The sequence below is a fragment of the Methylobacterium sp. WL103 genome (genome assembly GCF_008039885.1).
Taxonomy (GTDB): Bacteria; Pseudomonadota; Alphaproteobacteria; order Rhizobiales; family Beijerinckiaceae; genus Methylobacterium; species Methylobacterium cerastii.
In genome coordinates this window covers 1-1,345 of the sequence record NZ_VRUX01000874.1, presented here as the reverse complement: position 1 = coordinate 1,345, position 1,345 = coordinate 1, and the positions used below count along the sequence as shown (strand labels likewise).

The 1,345-nt window shown below is 72.4% G+C and carries 1 protein-coding gene and 1 pseudogene; both read right to left on the bottom strand.

Features of this window, described 5'->3' with window-relative positions; genetic code table 11:
* A pseudogene (locus FV222_RS26310) lies at window positions 1-403 on the bottom strand (sensor histidine kinase); the annotation flags it as partial.
* Window positions 403-1,068 carry a response regulator transcription factor gene (locus FV222_RS26305; RefSeq protein WP_147754654.1) on the bottom strand — a complete coding sequence of 222 codons (666 nt, stop codon included), beginning with the start codon at window positions 1,066-1,068 and terminating at the stop codon, window positions 403-405. The gene FV222_RS26305 and the pseudogene FV222_RS26310, both read right to left, overlap by 1 nt.
* Window positions 1,069-1,345 lie beyond the last annotated feature (277 nt).

Sequence of the window (1,345 nt, the reverse complement as noted above, 5' to 3'; positions counted from 1 at the left end):
CCTCTGCCTCGTCGGCGGGCTGCGGCCGGTCCGAGCCCTCGTCGGGACGGGGGGCCGCCGGCACGGGCAGCGCCTCGCGTCCGAGCGAGGCGGAGCGCAGCAGCGTCCCGCCGCGCCGCACCTGCCAGGCCCAGCCCGAGCCCTCGCGGTCGAAGGGCGGCGCGTCGAAGTCGCGGGACAGGCGCGGACCGTCCGGCCCCTGCTCGAGCCCGGAACGGATCGCCACGATCTGCGCATCGAGCCGTCCGTCGATCTGCCCGCGGACGAACCGGTGGAGGATGAAGCCGATCGCGACGCCCGCGACCACGAGCGCGACGGTGATGAAAACGAGGGCTACCGCAAGGAGGCGGCGCGCGAGGGAACCGGTGAGGCCTGCGCCGTCGGCGGCGGATGCGCGGGCCATCAGGCGGCGTCCGCGTGCAGGCGCCAGCCGTGGCCGCGCACCGCCTCGATCTGCGCTGGCGCGATCTTGCGGCGCAGGCGCGTGATGATGACCTCGACCGAGTTCGAATCGACGTCGGCGTCGCCGTCGTAGACCCGCTCGATCAGCTGCGAGCGGGGCACCACCGCGTCCTTGCGCAGCATCAGGCAGGAGAGCACCCGCCATTCGAGGCCGGTGAGCTTCAGGGGCAGCCCGTCGCGCTCGAAGGCGCCGAGGCCGGGATCGAAGCTCAACGGCCCGCACACGAGCCGGCTCGCGCCGCTGGCCTGAGCGCGCCGCACCAGCGCCCGCAGGCGGATCACCAGCTCTTCGGTGCGGAACGGCTTGACCAGGTAGTCGTCGGCGCCGGCCTTGAAGCCCGCGACCTTATCGCTCCAGCCGTCACGCGCTGTGAGGATCAGGACCGGGAGCGTGCGTCCGCCTGCGCGCCAGGCCTGCAGCACCGAGACGCCGTCGCGCTTGGGCAGGCCGAGGTCGAGCACCACCGCGTCGTAATCCTCGGTCTCGCCCAGATGCTGCGCATCCTCGCCGTCGCGCGCGTGGTCGAGGGCGAAGTTTTCCGCGCGCAGCGCCTTCGCGATCTCGGCGCCGAGCGCCGCATCGTCCTCGACCAGCAGGACCTTCATGGATCTTCGAACCTCTCGGGGACGGGCGCCGGGGTTAGGCCGGCCGGTTTAACCGGAGCTGAACCGCGCGGTTCAGGGTGGATTGGCGGCCCTCTCCTAGAACGCCGTCAACCCGAAAGGGCCCACCCGAACAGGACACGATCATCATGAGCAACGAACAGGTCATCGACGGCACCGCCACCGAAATCCCCCAGGCTGCCGCTTCGAAGCCGCCAGTCCGCCGCCTGCCCCGCCGCACCCTCGTCGTCGGCGCCATCGCCGCGCCGCTGGCGCTGGG